We start from the raw sequence: 25,700 nt of genomic DNA on the forward strand, positions 1-25,700 counted from the left end.
TTACCTTTAGATAGGTAGGCCCTGATTCTTTATATATATATTATATAGTTAACTGAATTATTAATCCTGTAAGCGCGAATAATAAGGACGTGGTCCATAACATGATATAAGTCATTCTATCAATTATATTTCTATCTTGAATGTACTCTGGGTAAGTCATCTTCATACGCTTACCAACAATACCTTTAAAGAATTGTTGGACACCGTATATAAATAAGTCAAATACACCTTCATTTGCTACAAATACCATCCAGCCAAATGTAAAGAGTATAGCGGCTGAAACATAAAAGTAATCAAAGAAATACTTCCAGTCTGGTGAATATAAATAAATTAAACCAAATACAATAGAACCAATCACTATATCTATTAATAATAGTTTTAAAATCTTTCTTTTGTCTCTCATAGGTAAAACTCCTTAAAAAATTGTAAGTGGAAACAGTCAAAGTATATCATAAAAGGGCGATTTTTACGTTTAAAATAAAATTTTTTGCTATGAATACGTTTACATTACAACATTTGTCGTTTTTTTGAAATATTATTGTTGACTAAATAAATCAATTATAGTAAACTCTTTCCATACCTTAATTTGGGTAGAGAGGAAAAGAGAGAATGAAAAAAATATTATTTACACTTTTAGTGTTACTAAGCGCATTAGTTTTAATCGCATGTACTCCAAAAGATAGTAATACATATCGTACTTACACAAGCGGAACAGCTAAATTGAATCCATATTCTGAAAGTTTAGCAACTGCTAGTGAATTATTTGATTATGTTACAGATTCACTATATACAGGAGACTACGATTGGGCTAAAGCAATTGAAGAAGGAACTGCTACAAAAGTAGGTGACTTTACAAATGCTGCATCATTACCATATGCACGTGTTCCAAGAATGGCGGCTGGGGAACCAGTAGACGTTAATGGAGACGGTACTGTTTGGGAAATCACACTTAGAACTGACCTGAAGTTCCAAGATGGTACTCCAATCAACGCAAATACATTTGATTATTCATGGAGACAATTATTAGATCCTGATCAATTAAACGTAAGAGCAAGTAACCTTTATGATGCATCTAACTTACCGTTAGTAAACGCAGAGGCTTACACAAAACAAAAGAGTCCAAAATCTGATGCTTTTGGTGAATTTGTTTGGTTAGTAGATGGAAAAGAAGTGTCCATTGATAACGCATATTCACACGAAGTTGGTGGTTTTGACTACTACTTCGCTACAGTAGAAGGTTATTTTGTTGAATTCTATGGCGCAGATTATGCATCATACTTCCCAAGAAACTATACTAACTGGGCACTTACATTAGAAGACGGTTCATTATTAGCTGAAGACGCAGCTGGTAATCTTTCAAAATTACCTAACGGTGATGCAAACCCTGCATTCGATGCAGAAACAGCATTAGAAGGTTATGTTGCTGGTAGACCACAATTAAGATTTGAAGACGGTGCAGTCGTACCGGTTGCTGAAAATGGCGAACCAGTTGGCGGAACAAAAATCCCTAACGATCCTATGGCTTGGGCAAATGTTGGTTTCAAAGTTACAGGAACTCACAAATTCCAAATCACATTATCAGAACCTAAAGACGCTTGGTACGTTAAAGGTCAATTAATGAGTGGTATTACAGGTGTTGTTCACGAAGCTAAATACGAAGCTGGTAAATCAGCTGATAAACGTACTACTACTTACGGTACAATTGACAACCCATTAGTATCTTATGGTGCTTATAACTTAATCGAATGGCAAGATGGCGTATTATACTTATTTGAAAAGAATGATGATCATTACGCAGCTGACGAATATAGAATTGAAAGAATTAGATACGATGTTATCGCTGATCAAAGTATTGCAGTTAACGAATTTAAAGCAGGGCGTTTAGATATCGTTGGAGCAAGCGGTGAATACTTCAAAGAATTCAAAGACTCACCACAATTAAAATTAACTCCATCAACAGTGTTCTTCAGATTTGCATTTAACATTGCTGAAAGACCTGATGGATCAACTAATCCGATTTTAACTTATCCAGAATTTAGACAAGCATTCTACTACGCAATTGACCGTGAAGAATTTGCATCTGAAGTTAGAGCTCCGGCTTATGCTAACCAAGGATTCATCGGACCTGTCTACATTGCTACTGAATATGGTTCCGTTTCATACCGTGGATCAGACGCAGGTAAAGCAGTATTTGCTCCATTATCACCAGAAACAACTGGATTTAACCCAACTAAAGCTAAACAACTATTTGATGCAGCTTATGCTAAATCAGTAACTGATGGCAATATCGCAAATGGCGACAAAGTAACTGTAGAATATACATATTACAAAGTTGAAACTAACGACACTGTTGCTGACTGGGTAAAACAAACAGTTGAAGCTATCTTTGGTGATAAGTTCGAACTTAAATTAAATGGTGTATCTTCTGATGCATTAGACGCGGCTTGGGATAACTTTGACTTCGACATGACATTTGGTGGATGGCAAGGTCTAAACTTCAATCCAGTTTCCTTAATGGGTCAAGTTTATAACTCAATTAGTGGTGCAAATAACATGTTAGAAAATGGTTTCAATACTGGTGATATCGCGTTAGAAATCGAACTTCCAAACACTAAAGCAGCATTACAAAGATGGGTTGCTGACTTTAATGAAGAAACAGCATCTGAAGCACAATTAGCAGCATATGGAAGATGGACAGCAGCTTTAGCTAACTTTGGTGATACAGATACATATTCTGCGACATTTGATAATGTATATAAAGCAGCAGCATCTACATTCTATAACGTAAGTGATGTAAACTATACAGGTCGTAACGATGACTTTGATAGAATCACTGCAGCTATGGAAGCGGCTTTATTAGAAGAAATGATCGCGATTCCATTATTTACATCAGTTTCAGCTACAGTTTATAGTTCAAGAGTCAAATTTGAAGCTACCGAATACCATGCATGGATGGGTTGGGGTGGTCTAAAATACATGTACCTTGACTAAAAAAGTATTGTATTTTAACTAAACACATAGTATAATAAGTAAAACTTATTTCGACAGTAAGACCCTGATGATATAAAGCATTAGGGTTCTTATGTCGTATGAATGGAGAAATTATGAGAAATTATATCTTAAAAAGGGTTTTCCTCATTTTCATAACAGCGGCAATTATCATTTTTTTAGTATTCGTATTTATTAAAATGTTGCCAAACTATCACGCAGCTGTTCTAGGAGTTGACCCAGAACTACGAAAACTACTTGAGGAATTAGAGGGATATAATAAGCCGATCTTAGAACAATTTGTGATATGGATAAGAAATATTATTCAGTCTGGTAGTTTAGGAAGATCATTAAATAGAAGTAGAGACGTTACTGCTATTTTAGCTGATAGAATTCCTGTATCACTTAGATTAAATATCGTTCCTTATTTATTATCAATTCCAATTGGTATAGGATTAGGGATTTGGGCCGCACTTAAAAAGAATAAACTAACCGATCATTTAATTTCGATTGGTGTTGTTATTTTTATTTCCGTACCAACCTTTGTTGTAGCAACATTACTACAATATACAGTTGTCTACCAACTAGAGTGGTTAGACACACCTTTTGTTGCATCTAATATTGACTTCGCAGAGAATATCTTTAGAGGTCTAGCATCTTATGTAATGCCTGTTGTCGTTATGACTATTGGTTCTGTAGCTGGTTTAACAAGATTAACTAGAGCGGAATTAACGGAAGTATTAACATCAGAATTTATGTTATTAAGTAGAACAAAAGGATTAAACAAAAAGCAAGCAACAGTAAGACATGCGCTAAGAAATGCATTAGTTCCAATTGCACCATCTTTACTTGGTGGATTTGTATCTATCCTTTCTGGATCACTAATTATTGAAAGAATCTTTAGAGTTGAAGGCGTCGGTGGTATTTACATCGAAGCATTCAACAACAGAGATTATCCGTTAATCATGGGTTATCTAATGTTTTATACTGTAATCGGTTTATTTGCAGGTTTAATCGTTGATATTTCATACGGTATTATTGATCCAAGAATTAGAGTAGGAGCTGGAAAACGATGAACAATATAAATGTAGATAAAAGTAAATTTGTATTTACTCAAGATACGGGCGTTATCTATGATGAACAACTTAAGTCAAAGTCTGTAGGTTATTATCAAGATGCTTGGAACCGCTTTAAGAAGAATAAAGCTTCTTTAATCGCGTTTATTATCTTAATCGTTATTATGCTGATGTCAATGGTTGGTCCTCACATCAGAAACTATGATCTTGTAAGTAATCAAGAAAGTAGAAAATGGACTGACAGATTAAAAGAAATGCCGCCAAGAATCTCTGGTTTAGAGTGGCTTGGTTTTAATGGTCACAAAACCTTAGAAGGGTTCCCTCAACGTTTTGATATTTTACTTAATGATCAGAATGCTGAAGGTATTATTATTGGTAACTTTAGTAAACCAAATGCAGTAGGTATGGTTAAAGTTAAAGTTGACTATTACAAGTATGTAGATTACATGAACTCTTATGATAGTTATTTATCATTATCTATTAAAGAATATGAAACTATTAAAGCATATGAAGCATCAAATCCTGGTGAAGTTATTATTCATGAGGATGGTGAACTAATAAACGGTACATACCGTGTCAGAGTTCATTTCTTTAAATTCTTAGAAGTGGTTTATGGAAACACAAATCAAGACTTTTGGTTTGGATCTACAGTTGCAGGTAATGACCTATTTACATTAATGTGGGAAGGTTTAAGTGTTTCTTTATTAATCGCATTTATGGTTGCTGCTATTAATATTATTGTAGGTATTATTGTTGGTTCTATATCTGGTTATTATGGTGGTACATTAGACTTAGTTATTGAACGTATTTCTGAAATTTTATCAGGATTACCGTTTATGGCTATCTTAACACTATTATTATTAAGATTTGGTAATACAACTTGGATTGTTATCATAGCATTCACATTAACCGGATGGCTAGGTATATCCGCACTAACCCGTGCACAATTTTATAGATATAAAAACCGTGAATATGTACTTGCAGCTAGAACACTAGGTGCTAGTGATATTCGTATTATGGCAAAACATATTTTCCCGAGTACTGTAGGTACTTTAATTACATCTTTAGTATTATATATTCCAGGTGTTATTACATCAGAATCAACATTTGCATACCTTGGTATTATTAACTATAGTAATGCTCAAAGTTTCGGTGCATTACTATCAGATGGTCAAGCACGTATGATGTCAGCATTCCATTTAGTTATCTTCCCATCATTAGTTATTTCATTTATGATCTTAGCATTTAACTTATTTGGTAATGGTTTACGTGACGCATTTAACCCATCCTTGAGAGGAGTTGAAGAATAATGTCAGACAAAATTTTATCCGTTCAAGATTTAACTGTCTCATTTAGAACTCAACAAGGTACACTAAAAGCCGTTCGTGGAATTAACTTCGATTTACATCGTGGTGAAACACTTGCGATTGTTGGTGAAAGTGGTTCTGGTAAGAGTGTTACATCTAGAGCAATTATTGGTATATTAGCTGGAAACTCCATCCATGAAAAAGGATCTATTTACTACTATGACAGTGGCATTAAGAAATTAAAGCAAACCGAAGGTAGTGAAGAAGATCAACAAAATGAAGATGAAACTGATATTATCGACTTAATGACAATCTCAGAAGATGATTTCCATTTATTAAGAGGGACTAAAATCTCAATGATCTTCCAAGATCCAATGAGTAGTTTAAACCCAATTATGCGTGTGGGTAATCAAATTTCAGAAGCCCTTTATTTAAAAATGGGTATGACAAAAGAACAAGCTAAAGCAAGAGCTATTGAACTTATGGAAGAAGTGGGTATTACAAATGCTGCACAACGTTATTCTAACTATCCGTTCCAATTTTCAGGTGGGATGAGACAAAGAATCGTTATCGCGATTGCACTTGCAAATAATGCTGAAATCCTAATCTGTGACGAGCCAACTACAGCTTTAGACGTTACAATTCAAGCTCAAATATTAGAATTAATTAATCGTATCAAAAAAGAACGTAACCTTTCAGTTATCTTCATTACACACGATTTAGGTGTTGTTGCGAATATGGCTGACCGTGTTGCAGTAATGTATGCTGGTAAGATTGTTGAAACTGGTAATGTGGAAGAAATCTTCTATGATCCAAAACACCCATATACTTGGGCACTTCTATCAGCAATGCCTGATTTAGATTCAAAAGATAAACTATTTGCTATTCCTGGAACACCACCAGATATGCATTTCCCACCTGTTGGTGATGCTTTTGCCCCAAGAAATAAATTTGCTATGCAAATCGATTTTGAGCAAGAACCACCTCTATTTAAGGTCAGTGAAACGCATTATGCTTCAACCTGGTTGTTACATCCAGATGCACCTAAAGTGGATTTACCTGAATCTTTAAAGAGAAGAATTGAAAAGAATAAGGCAGGTATAACACGATGAATAGAGAAAAAGTCTTAGAAGTTAAAGGTCTAGAACAACACTTTAAAGTGGGTTCAGGACGTAATAAAATGGTCGTTAAGGCTGTTGACGGGATTAGTTTTGATATCTATAAAGGTGAAGTATTTGGTCTTGTAGGTGAATCAGGCTGTGGTAAAACTACGACTGGTCGTACAATCGTTAAATTATATGATGCTACGAATGGTGAAATCTTATTTAAAGGTCAACGTATTGGTGGTGGTGTAGGTACTTATGTTAAGCGCATTAAAGAAGCTAAAGCAGAAGCTAAGGCAGAAATCGATGCATTAAAGAGCGATACTACTACGGATAATAAAGATAAAATAGCACAAATTAAAAAAGATTTAAGTTTATTAGTTAAAGCCCAAAAACAAGAAATTAAAAGAATGAAAAAGGACAATGCTTTCAAAGGTGAATTAATAAACACCATGAAGAAAGTACAAATGATTTTCCAAGATCCAATTTCATCCTTAAATCCACGTATGACAGTTAAAGAAATTATCGCTGAGGGTTTACGTATTGGTGGTTTAAGGGATTCTAAAGTTATTGATGAAAAAGTATTTGAAATCTTAAAAGTTGTTGGTCTTGTTCCAGAACACGCATTCCGTTATCCACATGAGTTCTCAGGTGGACAACGTCAACGTATTGGTATTGCCAGAGCGTTAATTGTTGAACCTGAATTATTAATTGCAGACGAACCTATTAGTGCACTTGACGTATCTATTCAAGCTCAAGTCATTAACTTACTAAAAGATTTACAAAGTACTTTAAACTTAACTATTTTATTCATTGCTCACGACTTATCAGTTGTTAAATACTTTAGTGATCGTATCGCGGTTATGCACTTTGGTAAAATTGTTGAATTAGCTTCATCAGAAGATTTATTCAATAATCCACTGCATCCATATACTAAATCACTTTTATCAGCAATTCCATTCCCGAACCCAATTTATGAAAAGACACGTAAGAGATTCTCTTATGATGCATCAGTTCATAACTACAGTGAAACAAATCAACCATCGCTAGTCGATGTTGGTGGTAATCACTTTGTATACGGTTCACCAGATGAAATTGCAAACTATAAAAAAGAAGTTGTAGAAGCATCTAAAGCTAAAACTAGCTCAACACCTGTTGATGTAGTAGCTAAAGCTGAAATTGAAGAAAAAGTAGTTGCTAAAAAAACAGCTACTAAGAAACCGACAGCAGCAAAAGCACCAGCTAAAAAAGCTGATGCAACAACAAAAAAGGCACCCGCTAAAAAGCCAGCTGCTAAAAAAGTAACTAAATAAAACTTTTTAAAAAGAGAGTTTCCTTGGGGAACTCTCTTTTATCTTTAACTAGTTATTTATTTAATAAATCAATTAAATGTTTAGATGCAAAATCATAATATGGAGTTGGTGGATTTGTTGTACTGTGAACAAAATAAGCAACATGATCATCCAAAAAGTGGTAAACATTAATTAAAACAATGTTTTGTTTGTGGTTTCTAGCAAATAATACCATGTTTGTAGATTTAGCAAGTTCTTGTGTAAACTTCTTATCTGATTTAAACTGGTAAATAATTCTTTGACTATATTTTGCATTTTTGTATAGATGCATTTCTAATTTGTTAATCGATTTTTCAATGATTTCATTTTCAAAACTTAAGCTATTATCTGCAATCGCAACCACAATATAAAGCGTTTTAAATGCACGTTTGTTATTTGGTCCATTATCTATCTTATAGTAAATGCTGTAACCGCCATAAGACTTATATAACTGGTATTTTTCTTTTTTTAACATCTCAAACCATGCTTGAGATAATATGATCTGGTTTGTTTCTACTGCAGGTGCTAGATTTTCAAATAATGCACTATGTCTATATAAGAAATTATAGTAATCAAACTTAGATTTTAAGACTAAACTTAAGATTAAACCAATAAGTAATATGACAAATAAAATCGGCATTAACACATTAAATTCAAGTGGTAAAAATAGTAAAAACACTAAGAGTGCAAAGGTGATTACGACCTCAATTAAGATCCAAATTAAAAACTTTTTTTGTAATTTATTATATGTATTCATATCATCATTTCCTCTAGTGATATTCTATCATATTAACGTCCTAAATCGTAAATATAGAAGTCAGTTTCATGGGTTTTTACCACAATTAGTTTAAATTATGTATTTTATACATCATATTATAAATAGAAATGTAGTAACAATATTAGAATCTTTAAAATAACTTAAATATAAAACCTATGTTTAGATATCTAAGGCATTTAATGTTATAATAATTTAGGTAAATATTAATTTGTAGAAGGAGAATATAATGTCAACATTAACAATCAATGATTTACACGTATCCATTGAAGACAAAGAAATCTTGAAAGGTGTTAACTTAACTGTAAAAACAGGTGAAGTACACGCAATCATGGGTCCAAATGGTACAGGTAAATCCACTTTAGCTTCAGCATTAATGGGCCATCCTAAATATGAAGTGACACAAGGAAGTGCATTTTTAGATGATGCAGACCTATTAGAATTAGAAGTAGATGAGCGCGCTCGTCAAGGACTTTTTTTAGCTATGCAATACCCACAAGAGGTTAGTGGTGTAACCAATTCAGATTTTATGCGTCAAGCATTAAAAGCTGTTACAGGTAAAGATGTACCACTTATCAAGTTCATTATGGATTATGAACAATATGCAAGTGAATTAAAAATGCGTGAAGACTTACCACACCGTTACTTAAACGAAGGTTTTTCAGGTGGGGAAAGAAAACGCAATGAAATACTTCAACTTAAAACTTTAAAACCTAAATTTGCTATTTTAGATGAAATTGACTCAGGTTTAGATATTGACGCATTACGTATTGTGGGCGAGAATGTCAACGACATGGTTTCACCTGATTTTGGGTGTATACTAATTACCCACTATCAAAGAATTTTGGATTACATTAAACCAACACACGTTCATATTATGATAAATGGTAAGATTGTATTATCAGGTGGTAGTGACTTAATAGAAAAAATCGATCAATCTGGTTATGAATGGGTAAAAGAAGAACTAGGTATTGATTTTGAAGTTGGTAAAGAATAATTATGAGTATTATCCAATTAACAAATGTAAATAACCAATCACTACCAAGTGGTGTTACATTTAGTGACAATACATTAAAATTATTAAAAAAATCAGTTTTTAAAGACACTTTAACAATCAAACTTAACCATAGAGAACTAACGCGTTTAAATATCGTTGTTGAACCGAGTGTTGAAGCTAAACTTATTTTAGAACTTAATGACACGGATTCAAGTGATGTAACTTATGATATAGACATGAAACTTATGGAAAATTCACAAGTAAAGTTTCTACTTATTTCAGAAGTTCAATCAAACAATGCTAAGTTAAATTTTAAATCATCAAGTTTAGCAGATTCTAATATGGAGTTTATTGGTGGTTTTGTTAACAATGTGATGGATGCTAAACTATTTTTAGATCTTGATGGTAAAGGTGCTAATTTAAGGGTAAGAACAATTACAGTATCAAGTACAGATCATAGTCAAAAGCTAGATATTCATATGACACATTATGCACCATTTAGTTCAGCAGAAATGACCAACGTTGGTATAGCTGGTCAAAATGGTATTATTAAAATCAATGGTGTTGGACAAATTGAACAAGGTATGAATGGTTCATCAGCATTCCAAACACTTAAAGGTATTATTACAAATGATAAAGCCCAAATCGATGTGAACCCAATATTAATTATTGATGAACATGATGTGAAGGCTGGACATGCCGCTACAGTTGGTAAAATGGAAGATGAAGTTATCTTTTATTTAAGAAGTAGAGGTATTACATTAGAAGATGCGCAAAGATTAATTATTAATGGTTATCTACAACCAATTATTGATGAAATTGATGATGAACTCATCAAAGAAAATGTAGCAAAAATCGTAAACGAAAGAATATAGATAAATGATTGATGTAAAGAAGATAAGAGCACAATTTCCAGTTTATTCAAAATATCCTGATACAAGGTTTTTTGACTCTGCAGCAAGTGCTTTTAAACACCAATCAGTAATAGACGCTATGATGGATTATTTATCCTTTAATGGAACCAATGTTCACCGTGGTGTATATCAACTTGCAGCAGAATCAACTGAAAAGTATGAACATGCAAGAAGCGTGATTGCAAAGTTTATTAATGCGTCCACTGAGGAAGTTATCTTTACAAAGTCTACAACACATAGTTTAAACTTAGCAGCAAACAGTTTAGGGTTAACACTTCAAAGTGGCGATGAAATTATTTTATCTGAGTTAGAACATCATTCCAACTTACTACCTTGGTTAGAACTAGCATCCAGATTAAATTTGGTCGTTAAGTTTATACCTTTAATGGATGGTATGATCACGATTGAAAACTTCAAAACTGTTTTAACAGGTAAAACGAAGTTAGTCATTACGCATCACATGTCTAATGTGATGGGTTATGAAACACCACTTCAAGAGATGGCAAAACTGACACATGCTGTTGGTGCTAAAATCATTGTTGATGCTGCTCAATCTATTGTTCATATTAAAACCGATGTGAAAGCACTTGATGTGGATATCTTAGCCTTTAGTGGTCATAAAGTCTATGGACCAAATGGTATCGGTGTTTTATATATCAAAAGAGGGCTGATGTCTAAACTATCTCCAACAGAATTTGGTGGAGAAATGGTTGATAAAGTTCATTTAGAAGGCTCAACTTGGAAAAGTGGTGCCTATAAATTTGAAGCAGGTACTCCTGCAATAGCAGAGGCTATAGGACTTGCTAAAGCATTAGAGTTTATTGATTCAGTTGGTATTGAAAATATCCATCAACACGAACTTCACCTAAGAAATTATGTTGTAACTAAATTAAAAGATGAACCAGGTATAACTATTTTTAACAAACATGGAAAGACCAGTCTTTTATCGTTTAACATTGATGAGGTACATCCTCATGACACATCAAGCTTCTTAGATCAACATGGTGTTGCTGTAAGAGCGGGACATCATTGTAATCAACTTACAATGAAGTATCTAAATCAAGATGCAACGGTGCGTGCATCATTTGCAATATACAATAGTATTGAAGACTGTGACATATTAATTAAAGCAATCCTTGAAACAAGAGATTTCTTCCACAGTATATAGAAAGGAACTATTTATGGACTTAAAAACATTATATCGCTCAGTAATCATGGATCATTATAAAAACCCTAAAAACAAGGGATTAATCAATGATGAGGGTTACTTAACGGTCCACTTAAATAATCCAACATGTGGGGATGACCTAATTGTTCAATTACTCATCAAGGATGATAAAATTATCGACTTAAAACAACAAGGCAAAGGATGTAGTATATGCTGTGCATCTGCATCTATAGCCTCTGAACTATTAAAAAATAAAGACACAACAGAAGCCATAAAACTTATTCGTACCTTTTATGATATGTTAACTGGCAAAGAAATTAAAGATAAATCCGTATTAGAAGATGCCTTAGCATTTGAAGGTGTTGGTCAATTTCCAGCAAGAATCAAATGTGCAACACTTGCATGGAAAGCATATGAGAAGGGTTTAAATCCTTTGGAAGGAGAACAAAATAATGAGTGACACAAAAACAAAAATAGATAATATTGTTGGTGACTATCAGTTTGGATTCATAACGGACTCTAAACCCATCATGGATACTGGTAAAGGTATTAATGAGAAAATAGTTAGACAAATATCTGAAATTAAAAAAGAACCAAAATGGATGACAGACTATCGTTTAGAATCCTATAATAATTTTATAAATACACCAAACCCTAACTGGGGTCCTGATTTAAGTTTTATTGATTTTCAAGAATTTACTTACTATATCAAATCTACTGATAAAGCAATGAACTCTTGGGATGATGTACCGGAAAAGATTAAAGAAACTTTTGAACGCTTAGGTATTCCTCAAGCTGAAAGAAATTACTTAGCAGGTGTTTCCACACAATTTGAATCTGAGGTTGTTTACCACAGTTCAAAAGAAGAGTTAGAAAAACTAGGTGTTATCTATGTAGATACAGATACTGCAATTAGAGAGTATCCGGAACTTGTTAAAGAATACTTTGGTACAGTTGTAAGTAATAAAGATAACAAATATGCTGCACTAAATGCTGCAGTATGGTCAGGTGGTTCATTTATTTACGTACCAAAAGGTGTACGTGTAGAAAAACCACTACAATCATACTTTAGAATTAACTCTGATCAAATGGGTCAATTTGAAAGAACACTTATCATTGTTGATGAAGGTGCTTATGTAAACTACGTAGAAGGTTGTACAGCACCAATTTATCAAAAAGACTCGCTACACGTTGCAACTGTTGAAGTGATTGTTAAAAAGAATGCAACATGCCGTTATACAACCATTCAAAACTGGTCAACAAACGTTATTAACTTAGTTACTAAACGTGCATTTGTCTATGAAAATGGACATATGGAATGGATTGATGGTAATATCGGTTCTAACGTAAATATGAAATACCCTTCTTGTATCTTATTAGGTGAGCATGCAAAGGGTACGACAATTTCGATTGCTTTTGCAGGAAAAGACCAATGGCAAGATGCTGGTGCTCGTATGATTCACGTTGCCCCAAATACCACTTCAAACATTATTTCTAAATCGATTGCTCGTGGTGGTGGTAAGGTCAATTACCGTGGTAAAGTATCCTTTGGTAAAAACGCTAAAGGTTCTAAATCCAATATTGAATGTGACACGATCATCTTAGATGGTATCTCAACATCCGATACAATTCCTATTAACGTCATTAAAAACTCCGATGTATTCTTACAACATGAGGCAACAGTATCTAAAATATCAGAAGAACAACTATTCTACTTAATGAGTCGTGGTTTAACTGAAGAAGAAGCTACTGAAATGATTGTAATGGGCTTTATTGAACCATTTTCAAAAGAACTACCAATGGAATATGCTGTCGAGTTAAATCAATTGATTAAACTTGAAATGGAAGGCTCTATTGGTTAATAGATATATACGAACCACCTTATAGATAATAAATGCTATAAGGTGGTTTTCTTTTTATATAGTATAATGAGTATAGAAATTTATTTAGGGGTATTTATGAAAAAAATTATTTTGGCTATATGTATATTAACTGTATCATTTTTTTTGGTATCATGCGAGATAGGTAAAACTAACTATGAAATTAACCTAGATATGCCTGATTTTTTATATATTGGAGATAGTATGATACTTGAACCAACTAGTAGTAATGTTAACGATAAATTTACTTTTCAATCTAGTAATGTAGATGTAGCTTTAGTCGATACAACAGGTAATATACGTGCATTAAGTGTAGGGACTACAATAATAACTGTTACAAATGCCACAAACAATATCTTTGAAAAGGAAGTCACGGTACTTGCATTACCACCGGTAGAGGGGTTACAACTAAATGTTGTAAGTGAGCAAAATAATTTATTCTATGTTGGTAAGATATATCAGGTAACATTAGATTTTTTACCTGATAAATCATATAATTCTGATGTAAGATATAGTTATACTGCAAGCTTTATCGACTTTGATGATAAAACAGGAAATATCAAATTTTCTAAAGCTGGTAAGTATAGCTTAACTGCTTATCTTGCTAGTGACTGGCAAACTCAAACGACGATTGAATTTGAAGTGGTTTATAGTGATGAAGTTGAAGCATATAATCTATTATTTATTGGAAATAGTTTAACAAAATATACCTATAACATTCCAAATTTTATATATGAAATGTTAAGAGCGGATGATGTAGTTGTAAACTTTTTATTAGATAGTACAACTCCACAATGGATTATAGATCATGAAATCAACTTTAATTTTCTTATAACTAAAGATCAGTATACACATGTGTTTTTACAAGAGTATAGTAATGGACCCATCATGGATTATAAAAAGTTTGAAGATGCAGTCGTCTTGTTTGATAAAAAAATTATGGCACAAGGCGCTAAAACAGTACTTTATCAAACGTGGGGCTATAACTATGAAGACACATTAGCACGTGATAATATGACGAATCAATTAGGCGCGTTATACGAGCAAGCCGCTACAAAGATAGATGCGACACTATCACCAGTGGGTTATGCTTTCTTAAATATAAGTCAAAACCATCCAGAAATTAATTTATATCAAGACCTAAACCATCCAAGTTTATACGGTGCACTACTTTCTGCATATACACATTATGCAGTACTAACAAACAGATCACCACTTGAAAATGATTGGGTCCATCTAGATTTAGATGAAACTATTATGACGATACTTAAACAAGCAGCACATGATACAGTATTTAACTCCTAGACTTAAAAATAAAACACTTTAAACTAAAATCTTTCAGTTTAAAGTGTTTTTAAATAGTCCATTAAATCTCTTCGTTTTTGTTTCAGTTTTGAGTCGATATTTTCTATATAGAAAGTAATCAATGTCACTTCATGTGCTTGAAATTGAATTAAAGTAGTATCAAGTTCTTTGATAAATCCTTGAATTTTAAAGTGTATATATTCCCATAGAGCTATATACTTTTCATTCTTCATTAAACTACCATCCATGGCGTATTCAATACCAAAATCTAAAATGAGGTTTTGCGGATAATATGGTAGATTGTTTTTATCTAAATTTAGGTCATGAATAAGTATGTAACTTAAGATATCTATTCTAGATATTAAATTGATAAAGCTCACATGATGTTTAGCAAGTGTATCTGTAATTAAAAATAGATAACCAAATGAGGATTGAAGTTCACAGTATTTTAATAGATCATCTAATTGTTTTAATTTAGGTCTATTTAAATAATCTATTTTTGAGGTTATAAATACTTGGAACCAATCGATATAAATATAAGGATTTGCTAAGTGCTCTTTAAGTAGTGCTTTAAACATCTTATGATCTGATGTATAACCATTTTTATAAGCTTTAAAAAGCGTTTCATGCGCTTTAAGTTCATCAACTGTCTGTAGTTGTTCAATATGTTTTAAGTGACTATAAATAGTTTGATATAAATTGCGTATCTTTTTATCTTTAATCAGTTTTAAATCTTTATCTTGAAGCATAATTGGAAACCCTCTTATAATTACTATCAACTAACATTATAACACTTTATAATAGATTTAAAAAAGGGTGATAAGCATGATTTACTTTATTAAAAATGAATCAGATGGAGGCATCATTTATCCGAATAGAAGAAAATCTGGAACCTCTGCATTAGCAGTGGTTAAAAAACTATGTTTAAAGCACTTAACAAGTTTTGAAAGCTATCAGAAATCAGTACGCAATATAACAAAGGAACAATATAAAATACCGATTGTTTTAAGTAGCAAATATGCTTTTTTTGCGACAAAGTCATATCATCATATAGATAGTATTTGGATAAATTATATGCAGATAAAAGAAATTATATATATGGATAAATATATAGAGTTCATATTTGATGAAACTTACCGAATAAAGGTCGATTTATCGACTAAAAGTTATCAAAGATTAGTCAGTCTAATATTTAAAGTACTTAATTACAAAGTAAGTTTAGAATGAATACACTTTCAATTAATAAGTTATTGGCAACAATTTTATGTTCATGGTATAATATGACATGGAAAAACGTTTAACATAAGGAGAAATAAAATGGCTAAAAAAACAATTAGAGACATCGAATTAAAAAACAAAAGTGTATTAATGCGCGTAGACTTCAATGTTCCTTTGAATAAAGACGGATCTATCTCAGATGATACACGTATTACAGCTGCTTTACCTACAATTGAATATGCAATTGAAAAAGGTGCTAAGTTAATACTGTTCTCACACTTAGGACGTATTAAAACAGCTGAAGATAAAGCAACAAACTCACTTAAACCAGTTGCAGCTAGATTATCGGAATTAATCAACAAACCAGTTGTATTTATTCCTGAAACAAGAGGCGAAGCTTTAGAGGCTGCTGTTAAAAATCTAAAATCCGGTGATGTGTTAATGTTTGAAAATACACGTTTTGAAGATTTAGATGGAAACAAAGAATCTAAAAACAATCCAGAATTAGGTAAATACTGGGCATCATTAGGGGATGTATTTGTAAATGATGCGTTCGGTACAGCGCATAGAGCACATGCTTCTAACGTTGGTATTGCAAACAATATGGAAGTTTCTGTTGCAGGTTTATTACTTGAAAAAGAAATCAACTTTATTGGTGGAGCATTAGAAAATCCTGAAAGACCATTCGTTGCGATTTTAGGTGGTGCTAAAGTATCTGATAAAATTGAAGTGATTAAAAACTTACTAAAAGTTGCTGATAAAGTATTGATCGGTGGCGGTATGGCATTTACATTCTTAAAAGCTCAAGGCTTTGAAGTAGGTAAATCCTTAGTAGAATTAGATAAATTAGATTTAGCTAAAGAATTACTTGAGTTATCTAATGGTAAAATTGAATTAGGTTTTGATGTTGTTACAGGTAAAGCATTTGATAAAGATACTGAAACGAATGTAAGATCATTTGATGCAATTCCGGCAGATGAAATGGGCTTAGATATTGGACCTAAAACAGTAGCAAGATTTAAAGAAATTATTGCAAGTGCTAAAACTGTTGTATGGAATGGACCTCAAGGCGTATTTGAAATGGAAAAATTTGCAAATGGTACATTAGAAGTTACAAAGGCATTAGCAGACTTACATGGTAAAGCAATTACAATCGTTGGTGGTGGAGACTCTGCAGCAGCGGTTGCAAAATTTGGTCTTGAAGATAAATTTAGTCACATCTCAACCGGTGGTGGTGCTTCCTTAGAGTATTTAGAAGGTAAAGTATTACCAGGTGTAGAATTGGTAGATGTAAAATAATGATAGATATCGGCAAGAAAATCAGAGCACTCAGACTTGGTAACAACCTGACTCAAGAAGAACTTGCTAACCGCTTAGAATTGACTAAAGGCTATATTTCACAATTAGAAAACAATTTAACTTCACCTTCCATTCAAACATTATTTTCATTACTTGAAGTGTTAGGTGTAGAAACACATGAGTTCTTTTCTAAACCAGAAGGCGAAGACGCAAAAATTGTATTTACCAAGGAAGACTTTTACGAAAAAGAAAACCCTGATTTAGGGTCTACAATTTCATGGATTGTTCCAAATGCATTAAAGTATGAAATGGAACCAATTATTATTGAAATCATGCCGGGCGGTCAATCTACAATAGATGATTCACACCCTGGGGAAGAATTTGGATACGTATTAGAAGGTCAAGTGACCTTAGTATTAAACAAAACTAGACACATCGTAAAAAAAGGCGAAACCTTTTATTACATGGCTAATAAAGAACACTACTTACAAAATTTAGGAAATAGTGTGGCAAGAGTCCTCTGGATTTCCACACCACCAATGTTTTAAAAAATAAAGGAGAATGACTATGGAAAAAGAAATTATCATCGGTTCTACCGCTGGACTTCATGCAACACTAGCTGCTAAAGTCGTCCAAACAGCATCTAAATATGCTGTAGATATTAAATTATACTATAAAGATAAAGTTGTTGATCTCAAATCAATCTTAGGATTAATGAGTTTAGCAGTACCTAAAGGTGAGAACGTTAAAATTGTTGCAGCAGGACCTCATGCCGAAGAAGCAATTAAAGACATCTCTTCAATCTTAGGTTAATAGCAATGGCAAAAAGAATACCTGTAATTGCAGCAAACTGGAAAATGTTTAAAACTAAAGATGAGGCTTTAGAATTCATTTTCGCTGTAAATGGTGCAGTACCAAGTAGAGACGAAGTTGAGTCTATTATTTGTGCGCCAGCAATCTTATTAAACTTATTAGTAAAACGTGAAGGCGAACATATCCGTATCGGTGCACAAAATATGCATTATGCTGATGAAGGCGCATTTACTGGAGAAAACTCACCCGCACAAGTAAAAACAGCTGGTGCTGAATATATCTTAATTGGACACTCAGAACGTCGTAGTTTATTTAATGAAACAGACAAAGACGTGAACTTAAAAATGCATGCAGCATTTAAATATGACTTAGCTCCAATTTTATGTATTGGTGAACAATTAGATACAAGAGAAGCTAATAAGACTAAAGAAGTACTAGATGTTCAATTAGACAAAGCATTTGAAGGCGTTTCTAAAGAACAAGCATTAAAAACTATTGTAGCTTATGAACCAGTGTGGGCAATCGGAACAGGTAAAACTGCTACACCACAAATGGCAAATGATACAATCAAAGATGTACGTGCTAAACTAAGTGACCTATATGGTGCTGAAGTTGCAGCTCAAGTACGTATCTTATATGGTGGTTCTGTTAAACCAGATAACATTGAAAGTCTATTACAAGAATCAGATATCGATGGTGCATTAATTGGTGGCGCAGCATTAGATCATAAAAACTTCTTAACATTTACAAAAGCAGCAAAAAACAAATAATTAAACTTAAAGTGGGTCATGGATGAACGCCATGACCCTTTTATTATGCTAAAATAAAGTAAACATATGTATCCAGTTGACTACCTATATACCCCTATAGGTATAAATAGTGAATTTATGCTTTAAAAAGTGTAAATATGGGTAAAATCCTAATATTTAATGATTTAAAGCATATCAATTTATCAATATACCCCTTATGGTATAATTGAAGGTATAAATAAGGAGTAAAAATGATGATTAAACGAGCATTTGATCTATTGAAAACTAAAAAATATATAATTCAAGGTATCATATTTCTATTGTTATTCTTGTTTATATATTTTATTGTAGATTACTTAAATATGTCCTACGAAACTATGGCAAACCAATTTGGTATGTATCTTGTAGTGATTAACATCTTCATGAATGTTATCATGGCAATCCTATCAACGCTTTTAATGAACTTATCAACAGCAATGGTAGAGATTAAGGGTAGAGAATCTAAAGCGTCAAATTTAGGGTTTGTATCTGTATTATTTGGTATACTAACCTATGGTTGTACAAGTTGTGTGATTGCATTCTTTGCAGCAATCGGGATTAGTTTTAGTGTCATTGCATTACCACTTGCAGGATTCCCATATAAAATCATATCACTAGTACTTATAGTACTTGGCTTAGGTATTGTCATTAGACAAATACACTCAGGCGTTTGTAAAATTAAACTTTAGAGAAGATTAAGGAGAATTTAGATGTTTAACTTTAATTTAGATACACAACTTCATAACACATTCAACACAAACTTAATATATGACTTTATCGTTATTGGTGGTGGTCCATCTGGATTAAATGCAAGCATTTATGCACATCGTCTTGGTATGGTAACAGGTATCATTACTTATGATATTGGTGGTCAATTACTAAATACCAATGATGTAGATAACTACTTAGGATTACCAAATGACACCGGTAGTGGATTAACAGAAAAGTTTATCTCACATGTTAAACAGTTTAAAATCCCAGTTTTAGATAAAGTCTATGTTGATAAAGTAACAAAAGATAATGATATATTTCAAATATATTTAAACAACGGTGAGATGGTTCAATCAAAAACAGTCTTACTCTCAACAGGAAGCACACCTAAAAAGTTAGGCATTCCAGGTGAGGATATATTTGATGCTAAAGGTATATCTTATTGTGCAATATGTGATGCACCATTTTATAAAAACAAACACGTTGTTGTTGCAGGTGGAGGAAACTCCGCAATAGAATCCGCACTGGATTTAGCTAAATGGGCGAAAAAAGTTACAGTCATTCAAAGATCTAGATTTAGAGCAGATAAAATACTACTTGAAAACATGTATAAAAACGATAAGATCGATTACATGCTAGAAACTCAAATACTAGAAGTACATGGTACGAAACAAGTAGATGGTTTAACGATATTAGATAAGAAGACAAATAAAACTTCAATCTTTAAAGCAGATGGCTTATTTGTTGCAATTGGTATGAAACCAAACACGAAGTTTATTAAAGACTTCGTGAAACTTAATGACTATCATGAAGTCATCGTAAATAGTAAACAAGAAACTAATATACCTGGGCTTTATGGAGCAGGTGATATGGTAGATCAACCTCATAAACAAATAATCATAGCTGCAGCAGAAGGTGCAAAAGCAGCGATACATGCAAACCAATATTTAAAATTCAAAGGAGAATAACAAAATGAAAAGTTTATTAACACCAGATGTAGCTGGACAAATTAAAGAAGTATTAAAAATGATGGAAAATCCAATCAAAGTCATTTTATTTACATCACATGATTGTGAATCATGTGAACCAACTTTACAATTACTAGAAGAAGTAAGTGCTTTAAATGATAAGATTACTTTTGTTGAAAGAACACTAGAAGACGATAAAGTAGAAGCTGAAAAGTATAATATAACCTTAGCACCTACATTTGTTATACTAGATCAAAACAATAACTTTAGAAACTTTAGATTCAATGGTATACCTGCAGGTCATGAAATCAATTCACTTATTTCAGCATTAATTGATAGTGCTTCAACTAAGCCATTCTTTGATGAAAAGACACTTGCAAGATTAAGCAAAATTGACAAAGATGTGAACATTAAAGTGTTTGTAACATTAAGTTGTCCACATTGTCCTGGTGCAGTATCAAGTGCATTTAGACTAGCAATGACAAATCCTAATATTACAGCAGATGCTTATGAAGCTCAAACTTTTAGTGATTTATCCATGAAATATAATGTAAGCAGTGTACCAAAGATTATTATTAACGATAAGTATGAATTCTTAGGTAATCAACCAATTGAAGCATTCTTAAACGAAATAGAAAAAATTAAATAATATAGTTATAATGTTTGTTAAAATATGACAAAAATATCTTAATAAACTTGACAATACCGTTATATTTAGTTTGTAAAATAGTAATGCATTCGATTTAAAGTATGCCCTAGGTGGAAGATTGATTAAATTTAGAATTAAAATTAAGACAGTATTTATACTGGATGGTTATTTTTCAATTGAATAACCATCTTTTATTTTAAATAATCACCGACTTTACAATAGAAATTCTTTGTTTATTAATTATGATATAATATGGATATAGTGAACTAATTTTTAAGGGGATATGTATGAAGAAAGTAATATGGATATTTTTCGCAGTATTTTATTTGACTTCATGTTCGAATTTAGCACCTAAAGTCAGATTTGAGGTTGATGGGGGAATGCCAATTAATCCAATCTTGTTTGAAGATGTTGATAAGTTACCTATACCTATAAAAGAGGGTTTCAGTTTTGATGGATGGTATCTAGACAGTGATTACCATGAAGAGTTGATCAATTCCACCCAAATATCAAGAAATACCACACTCTATGCTAAGTGGGCAATAAATCAATACACTATTTCATTTGAAGTAAACGGTGGCACTGAATTAGAGAGTAATGTCTATGATTTTGAAGCTATAATTAATTTACCAATATTAGACAAAGAGGGTCATGTGTTTCAAGGTTGGTATTTAGATAGTAACTTTACAAATAGATTTGATTTAGTAAGGATGCCTTCAAAAAACATAACTTTATTCGCAAAATGGTTGTTGGCAGAGTATGAACTTAATTTTTATCACGAAAATCAATTATTATCAAGCATTACATTAGCGTATAATCAAGAGATTACAAAAAACATGATACCGGCTATACCAATTATCGAAGGAAAATCATTTGATCGATGGACACTTGAAATACCAAATAGTATGCCAGCAAATGATGTCAACGTGTCAACTATGTACAAGATAACTGAACATTTGATTACATTTATAGATTATGATGGCACGATTTTATTAGAAGCAATTGTGAAGCATAACTCTGATGCACCTTTACCACCAACACCAAATAATCATGAAGGAAAATTATTTTTGGAATGGAAGGGACAGACTAAAAACATCACTAGTGATGGTATTGTTGTAGCTGTTTATAATGATCTACTAACTGTATCCTTTGAAACAAATGGAGGATTTAATATTGAAGACGTTCAGATAGTGAAAGGTAGTTTGCTAACAAATTTACCTATAGCTATAAAAGAGGGTTTCAGTTTTGATGGATGGTATATAGATTCAGATTTGGTAATCGTATTTAATGAGAAAGAGATTTTGACTGAAGATATTCACTTATACGCCAAATTTAAGCGTGATGAAATTACAGAAATTGTAATTATGCATGGTGCGCCATATGAGGTTGACCCATTCGATGCGGCTTACTCTGGTAGAGATCAACAAGAAAGACAAAATAAACAAAGAGAAGTTGAATCAAGACTAAATGTTAAAGTGGTTTATAAAGGATTCCCTGCAGCGGCAGCTTGGGGACCAGACCGTGTTAATGAGATTATTAAAGCGTCAGTAGCGGGAGCTCCATTAGCAGATATCTTATGGACAAATTCTGACTGGACTGCTCAATTAGCTAACGCAAATGCAATTGTTCCGGTTGACAAATATTTGTCATCAACCGGTACAAACATTACAACAGAGGCTAAACAACTAGGAACATTTAAGGGTCAATTCTATGCATTCTCAGCAAACAAACCTACTGTGGATGTTGGTCTATACTTCAATATCGAATTAGTTAATGACTTAGGTATTGAAAATCCAGCTGTATTATACAATAATGGTGAATGGACTTGGTCTAAATTTGAACAATGGGCAGATGCTGCTAAAGCTGCGCTTCCAAGTTTGGGTGATGACTATAAAGTTCTAGGTGGTGTACGTGCTGTATATGCTGAAAATATGATTCCATTAAATGGTGGTTCATTAATAAACGTATTATCTGGACGTGTTGCATTCCATCAAGCACCAGCGTTAGAAACATATAGTTTCTTACACGGTCTATATAATAAAGGGCTATTTGAAGGTTCAGGTACTTATGATTCTGGATCTCCATTATGGCATTCAGGTAAAGTTGTTATACATCCAGGTAGTTTCTGGTTCTTAAATGCAGCAAACAGATGGAATTACTTATCATTTGACTTAGGATTTGTTCCTTATCCATCAAGTGATACATACACTGGTGATTATGTTTCTCCAATTAGTGGATTGCAGGTTTATAACCTATCCGGTGGACTTAGTCCTGCTAAGGAAGCATTAGCATTCCAAGTATGGAATGAACTTCAAATGTGGAAGACAGATACTGAACTATCAGATGAATTCTACGCAACATTGGTACAAAGATTCAATGATGAAGCTTCGATTAATGCTTACCTAAGCATATTTGATAAAACAAGATTAGATTTAACAGGTGCATTAGGTATCTCAAAATTCGCAGCAAATGGCTGGTACGGCGCAGCAAACCTTGCAATCGCTAATGGCGATGCTAGAGGTGAGATGGACAAGATCAGACCTGCTTACGAAGACGCACTTGCTACATATTTAAATTGATGAGGTAGTAAAAACTATAACTAGTCCATAAATGATTTGCTAGTTATAGTTTTTTTGTTTATGTAGCGTTATTAAGATAACATGATAAAATAAATATAGGAATCAATCAATACATAACTTCATAAGGAGATACACATGCATATTACCAAGTTGGAAGATAAACACTTAAGTGAAGCACTCAATCTATTTAACAAAACTACAAATAGAAGTGACTTTTTATATGAAAAATTAAACATCGATCAGTTTAGAATGAAGTTCCTTGGCTCCACTTCAATCTATGATATTCATTCCTTTGTTGCAGTAGAAAATGATCATGTTATCGGATATATTAGTGGTACCTATGATAAAGACACTAAAAAAGCTTATATTTCAATGATCATCGTTGATGAAAAACACATGAGAAAAGGTATAGGTTCTATGTTATTAAAAACACTAGAAGAATCCTTAATCAAACAAGATCTTATGATGAAGAAAATTGAAATAGTTTTCTTTAATCCGGTAGGGTTTAGTTGGATTGTCCCTAACACAGATGCAATACATCCAAATGCTCCAGGTATTGATCAAAACTCGATTGCTTACCTGTTCTTTAAATCTAAGAGCTATATAGATTTTGCTGTCCAAAATGCATACTATATGGATATTAGAAACTATGAATTTAGCAGTCAAACAAGTGAAGTCATTTCAAGTGTAGAAGAAAAGCGTGTTAAGTTTGCATACTATGATGTTAAAAAAGATCATGGATTAGCTGAATTATTAGACGATTTAGGAAGCCCAGTGTGGAAAAAAACGGTTACCCTACATGTTGAAAAGATGAAAGAAAATAATACTTTGTTAGTGCCAACCTTTAATCATAAAGTGATTGGATTTACAGGACCATTAATTGTTGAGCCTAATAAAAGAGGGTATTTTGCAGGTATAGGAACACACTCTGAATTTAGGGGATTTGGCCTGGGTAAAGCCTTATTCGCAAAACTGGTCAAGGGCTTAAAGAATTTAGGCGCATCTTATATGACGTTATTTACAGGTGAGAACAATCCTGCTAGACGTATGTATGAAAAAGAAGGTTTTAAGATTGTTAGAACATTTATAGATATGAGAAAGGTGGATTTTTAGATGAAAACGATTATGGCAATTGGTGGCCACATAGGGGATATGGAACTCACCTGTGGTGGCACACTTGCAACAATGAGTTTAGAAGGACATAAGATAGTTATTGTTGCACTTACTGGTGGAGAAAAAGGAAACCCACCACACTTAAGTGTTAAAGAATATAGAAAGCAAAAAGAAAGTGAAGCGGTTAGTTTTGCTGACATGCTTGGTGGTATAAGTGTTGTATTACCTTATAGTGATGGTGAACTACTTACCAATGATAAAGTAAAATTTGAAGTCGCAAAACTGATTAGAGAACACAAGCCAGATGTTTTGATTACACACTGGAAAAATTCGATGCATAAAGATCATGAGGCTACGTATCATATTGTAAAAGATGCGCAATTTTATGCAGGCATTAAAGGGTTTGAAACGGACCTACCACCACACTATGCAAGTGGACCATACTATGCAGAAAACTGGGAAGACCCAATTGACTTTAAACCTTATGTATATGTAAATGTATCTGAGGCTGGTTATAAGTTATGGCAAAAAGCAATCGATACTCACTGGTTTGCGATTCACTCTAAGTCATTCCAATATAAAAGATACTATGAAGCATTAATGATTGTAAGAGGTTGTGAAGCTAGAACACAATATGCAGAAGCATTCAACGTAGAAGAGTTGACTAAAAAGGTTATCAAACAGTCATTTTAAATAAGAGTAAGAAAAAAGGACATTT

General features: G+C 32.8%; 24 protein-coding genes and 1 pseudogene. 22 read left to right on the plus strand and 3 right to left on the minus strand.

The genetic code is table 11. The features are described 5' to 3' along the window. Positions 1-40 precede the first annotated feature (40 nt). The gene (locus IY230_RS04865; protein ID WP_196370295.1) at positions 41-403 is read right to left on the minus strand and encodes a DUF3899 domain-containing protein; all 363 of its coding nucleotides are present in this window, start codon (positions 401-403) and stop codon (positions 41-43) included. Positions 404-609: 206 nt separating this feature from the next. Here IY230_RS04865 and IY230_RS04870 point away from each other — a divergent pair, with 206 nt between their 5' ends. The 5 genes and pseudogenes from IY230_RS04870 to IY230_RS04890 form a co-directional block, all read left to right on the plus strand. Continuing rightward, complete coding sequence (locus IY230_RS04870) at positions 610-2,991, plus strand: ABC transporter substrate-binding protein (RefSeq protein ID WP_196370297.1); 2,382 nt, start codon at positions 610-612, stop codon at positions 2,989-2,991. A gap of 113 nt (positions 2,992-3,104) precedes the next feature. After that, positions 3,105-4,064 (plus strand): ABC transporter permease, encoded by a 960-nt coding sequence (locus IY230_RS04875; RefSeq protein WP_196370299.1) that lies wholly within the window; start codon positions 3,105-3,107, stop codon positions 4,062-4,064. Continuing rightward, positions 4,061-5,374 carry an ABC transporter permease gene (locus IY230_RS04880; protein ID WP_196370301.1) on the plus strand — a complete coding sequence of 438 codons (1,314 nt, stop codon included), beginning with the start codon at positions 4,061-4,063 and terminating at the stop codon, positions 5,372-5,374. The genes IY230_RS04875 and IY230_RS04880 overlap by 4 nt, the downstream gene beginning before the upstream one ends. Next, positions 5,374-6,483 carry an ABC transporter ATP-binding protein gene (locus IY230_RS04885; RefSeq protein ID WP_196370303.1) on the plus strand — a complete coding sequence of 370 codons (1,110 nt, stop codon included), beginning with the start codon at positions 5,374-5,376 and terminating at the stop codon, positions 6,481-6,483. The genes IY230_RS04880 and IY230_RS04885 overlap by 1 nt, the downstream gene beginning before the upstream one ends. Beyond that, positions 6,480-7,589: pseudogene (locus IY230_RS04890) on the plus strand (ABC transporter ATP-binding protein); the annotation flags it as partial. The gene IY230_RS04885 and the pseudogene IY230_RS04890, both read left to right, overlap by 4 nt. A gap of 250 nt (positions 7,590-7,839) precedes the next feature. On the opposite strand, the gene IY230_RS04895 reads toward IY230_RS04890, so the two are convergent. Then, positions 7,840-8,562: a hypothetical protein gene (locus IY230_RS04895; protein ID WP_196370307.1), complete on the minus strand. Its 723-nt coding sequence runs from the start codon at positions 8,560-8,562 to the stop codon at positions 7,840-7,842. 247 nt (positions 8,563-8,809) lie between these two features. On the opposite strand from IY230_RS04895, the gene sufC reads away from it, so the two are divergent. The 6 genes from sufC to IY230_RS04925 all read left to right on the plus strand — a co-directional run bounded on the left by sufC (position 8,810) and on the right by IY230_RS04925 (position 14,844). Beyond that, a complete protein-coding gene (gene sufC / locus IY230_RS04900; protein ID WP_196370308.1) occupies positions 8,810-9,577 on the plus strand; it encodes a Fe-S cluster assembly ATPase SufC in 768 nt (255 codons plus the stop codon). A gap of 2 nt (positions 9,578-9,579) precedes the next feature. Further along, positions 9,580-10,452, plus strand: a complete 873-nt coding sequence (locus IY230_RS04905; RefSeq protein ID WP_196370310.1) for a SufD family Fe-S cluster assembly protein — start codon at positions 9,580-9,582, stop codon at positions 10,450-10,452. A gap of 4 nt (positions 10,453-10,456) precedes the next feature. After that, a complete protein-coding gene (locus IY230_RS04910; RefSeq protein ID WP_196370312.1) occupies positions 10,457-11,659 on the plus strand; it encodes an aminotransferase class V-fold PLP-dependent enzyme in 1,203 nt (400 codons plus the stop codon). Between the two features lie 13 nt (positions 11,660-11,672). Further along, positions 11,673-12,119 carry a Fe-S cluster assembly sulfur transfer protein SufU gene (gene sufU, locus IY230_RS04915; protein ID WP_196370314.1) on the plus strand — a complete coding sequence of 149 codons (447 nt, stop codon included), beginning with the start codon at positions 11,673-11,675 and terminating at the stop codon, positions 12,117-12,119. Further along, the gene (gene sufB, locus IY230_RS04920) at positions 12,112-13,521 is read left to right on the plus strand and encodes a Fe-S cluster assembly protein SufB (RefSeq protein WP_196370315.1); all 1,410 of its coding nucleotides are present in this window, start codon (positions 12,112-12,114) and stop codon (positions 13,519-13,521) included. The genes sufU and sufB overlap by 8 nt, the downstream gene beginning before the upstream one ends. Positions 13,522-13,617: 96 nt before the next feature. Continuing rightward, the gene (locus IY230_RS04925; protein WP_196370316.1) at positions 13,618-14,844 is read left to right on the plus strand and encodes an Ig-like domain-containing protein; all 1,227 of its coding nucleotides are present in this window, start codon (positions 13,618-13,620) and stop codon (positions 14,842-14,844) included. Positions 14,845-14,882: 38 nt separating this feature from the next. Here IY230_RS04925 and IY230_RS04930 read toward each other — a convergent pair whose 3' ends face one another. Next, complete coding sequence (locus IY230_RS04930) at positions 14,883-15,593, minus strand: hypothetical protein (protein WP_196370317.1); 711 nt, start codon at positions 15,591-15,593, stop codon at positions 14,883-14,885. A gap of 76 nt (positions 15,594-15,669) precedes the next feature. Here IY230_RS04930 and IY230_RS04935 point away from each other — a divergent pair, with 76 nt between their 5' ends. The 11 genes from IY230_RS04935 (at position 15,670) to IY230_RS04985 (ending at position 25,675) form a co-directional block, all read left to right on the plus strand. Further along, on the plus strand, positions 15,670-16,071 hold the full coding sequence (locus tag IY230_RS04935) for a competence protein ComK (protein ID WP_196370318.1): 402 nt from the start codon (positions 15,670-15,672) through the stop codon (positions 16,069-16,071). 90 nt (positions 16,072-16,161) lie between these two features. Continuing rightward, positions 16,162-17,361, plus strand: a complete 1,200-nt coding sequence (locus tag IY230_RS04940; protein WP_196370319.1) for a phosphoglycerate kinase — start codon at positions 16,162-16,164, stop codon at positions 17,359-17,361. Beyond that, positions 17,361-17,909: a helix-turn-helix domain-containing protein gene (locus tag IY230_RS04945; RefSeq protein WP_196370320.1), complete on the plus strand. Its 549-nt coding sequence runs from the start codon at positions 17,361-17,363 to the stop codon at positions 17,907-17,909. The genes IY230_RS04940 and IY230_RS04945 overlap by 1 nt, the downstream gene beginning before the upstream one ends. A 19-nt stretch (positions 17,910-17,928) precedes the next feature. Continuing rightward, on the plus strand, positions 17,929-18,174 hold the full coding sequence (locus IY230_RS04950) for an HPr family phosphocarrier protein (protein ID WP_196370321.1): 246 nt from the start codon (positions 17,929-17,931) through the stop codon (positions 18,172-18,174). 5 nt (positions 18,175-18,179) lie between these two features. Further along, positions 18,180-18,944 (plus strand): triose-phosphate isomerase, encoded by a 765-nt coding sequence (gene tpiA / locus IY230_RS04955; RefSeq protein ID WP_230852603.1) that lies wholly within the window; start codon positions 18,180-18,182, stop codon positions 18,942-18,944. Positions 18,945-19,174: 230 nt separating this feature from the next. After that, on the plus strand, positions 19,175-19,651 hold the full coding sequence (locus tag IY230_RS04960) for a hypothetical protein (RefSeq protein ID WP_196370323.1): 477 nt from the start codon (positions 19,175-19,177) through the stop codon (positions 19,649-19,651). Positions 19,652-19,672: 21 nt separating this feature from the next. Then, a complete protein-coding gene (locus IY230_RS04965; protein WP_196370325.1) occupies positions 19,673-20,641 on the plus strand; it encodes an NAD(P)/FAD-dependent oxidoreductase in 969 nt (322 codons plus the stop codon). Between the two features lie 4 nt (positions 20,642-20,645). After that, a complete protein-coding gene (gene pdo / locus IY230_RS04970) occupies positions 20,646-21,290 on the plus strand; it encodes a protein disulfide oxidoreductase (protein ID WP_196370327.1) in 645 nt (214 codons plus the stop codon). A 287-nt stretch (positions 21,291-21,577) separates the two neighbouring features. Beyond that, entirely contained in the window at positions 21,578-23,869 is a 2,292-nt protein-coding gene (locus IY230_RS04975) for an InlB B-repeat-containing protein (RefSeq protein ID WP_196370329.1), read from the plus strand. A gap of 135 nt (positions 23,870-24,004) precedes the next feature. After that, the gene (locus IY230_RS04980) at positions 24,005-24,982 is read left to right on the plus strand and encodes a GNAT family N-acetyltransferase (protein WP_196370331.1); all 978 of its coding nucleotides are present in this window, start codon (positions 24,005-24,007) and stop codon (positions 24,980-24,982) included. Beyond that, positions 24,983-25,675 carry a PIG-L deacetylase family protein gene (locus tag IY230_RS04985; protein WP_196370333.1) on the plus strand — a complete coding sequence of 231 codons (693 nt, stop codon included), beginning with the start codon at positions 24,983-24,985 and terminating at the stop codon, positions 25,673-25,675. Positions 25,676-25,700 lie beyond the last annotated feature (25 nt).

The organism is Acholeplasma laidlawii (assembly GCF_015709225.1).
GTDB lineage: Bacteria > Bacillota_I > Bacilli_A > Acholeplasmatales > Acholeplasmataceae > Acholeplasma > Acholeplasma laidlawii_A.

What these genes read in the sequence shown, in the direction of transcription:
- IY230_RS04865 (WP_196370295.1), bottom strand. Translation starts at nt 403, where the DNA reads ATGAGAGACAAAAGAAAGATTTTAAAACTATTATTAATAGATATAGTG.
- IY230_RS04870 (WP_196370297.1), top strand. Translation starts at nt 610, where the DNA reads ATGAAAAAAATATTATTTACACTTTTAGTGTTACTAAGCGCATTAGTT.
- IY230_RS04875 (WP_196370299.1), top strand. Translation starts at nt 3,105, where the DNA reads ATGAGAAATTATATCTTAAAAAGGGTTTTCCTCATTTTCATAACAGCG.
- IY230_RS04880 (WP_196370301.1), top strand. Translation starts at nt 4,061, where the DNA reads ATGAACAATATAAATGTAGATAAAAGTAAATTTGTATTTACTCAAGAT.
- IY230_RS04885 (WP_196370303.1), top strand. Translation starts at nt 5,374, where the DNA reads ATGTCAGACAAAATTTTATCCGTTCAAGATTTAACTGTCTCATTTAGA.
- IY230_RS04895 (WP_196370307.1), bottom strand. Translation starts at nt 8,562, where the DNA reads ATGAATACATATAATAAATTACAAAAAAAGTTTTTAATTTGGATCTTA.
- sufC (WP_196370308.1), top strand. Translation starts at nt 8,810, where the DNA reads ATGTCAACATTAACAATCAATGATTTACACGTATCCATTGAAGACAAA.
- IY230_RS04905 (WP_196370310.1), top strand. Translation starts at nt 9,580, where the DNA reads ATGAGTATTATCCAATTAACAAATGTAAATAACCAATCACTACCAAGT.
- IY230_RS04910 (WP_196370312.1), top strand. Translation starts at nt 10,457, where the DNA reads ATGATTGATGTAAAGAAGATAAGAGCACAATTTCCAGTTTATTCAAAA.
- sufU (WP_196370314.1), top strand. Translation starts at nt 11,673, where the DNA reads ATGGACTTAAAAACATTATATCGCTCAGTAATCATGGATCATTATAAA.
- sufB (WP_196370315.1), top strand. Translation starts at nt 12,112, where the DNA reads ATGAGTGACACAAAAACAAAAATAGATAATATTGTTGGTGACTATCAG.
- IY230_RS04925 (WP_196370316.1), top strand. Translation starts at nt 13,618, where the DNA reads ATGAAAAAAATTATTTTGGCTATATGTATATTAACTGTATCATTTTTT.
- IY230_RS04930 (WP_196370317.1), bottom strand. Translation starts at nt 15,593, where the DNA reads ATGCTTCAAGATAAAGATTTAAAACTGATTAAAGATAAAAAGATACGC.
- IY230_RS04935 (WP_196370318.1), top strand. Translation starts at nt 15,670, where the DNA reads ATGATTTACTTTATTAAAAATGAATCAGATGGAGGCATCATTTATCCG.
- IY230_RS04940 (WP_196370319.1), top strand. Translation starts at nt 16,162, where the DNA reads ATGGCTAAAAAAACAATTAGAGACATCGAATTAAAAAACAAAAGTGTA.
- IY230_RS04945 (WP_196370320.1), top strand. Translation starts at nt 17,361, where the DNA reads ATGATAGATATCGGCAAGAAAATCAGAGCACTCAGACTTGGTAACAAC.
- IY230_RS04950 (WP_196370321.1), top strand. Translation starts at nt 17,929, where the DNA reads ATGGAAAAAGAAATTATCATCGGTTCTACCGCTGGACTTCATGCAACA.
- tpiA (WP_230852603.1), top strand. Translation starts at nt 18,180, where the DNA reads ATGGCAAAAAGAATACCTGTAATTGCAGCAAACTGGAAAATGTTTAAA.
- IY230_RS04960 (WP_196370323.1), top strand. Translation starts at nt 19,175, where the DNA reads ATGATGATTAAACGAGCATTTGATCTATTGAAAACTAAAAAATATATA.
- IY230_RS04965 (WP_196370325.1), top strand. Translation starts at nt 19,673, where the DNA reads ATGTTTAACTTTAATTTAGATACACAACTTCATAACACATTCAACACA.
- pdo (WP_196370327.1), top strand. Translation starts at nt 20,646, where the DNA reads ATGAAAAGTTTATTAACACCAGATGTAGCTGGACAAATTAAAGAAGTA.
- IY230_RS04975 (WP_196370329.1), top strand. Translation starts at nt 21,578, where the DNA reads ATGAAGAAAGTAATATGGATATTTTTCGCAGTATTTTATTTGACTTCA.
- IY230_RS04980 (WP_196370331.1), top strand. Translation starts at nt 24,005, where the DNA reads ATGCATATTACCAAGTTGGAAGATAAACACTTAAGTGAAGCACTCAAT.
- IY230_RS04985 (WP_196370333.1), top strand. Translation starts at nt 24,983, where the DNA reads ATGAAAACGATTATGGCAATTGGTGGCCACATAGGGGATATGGAACTC.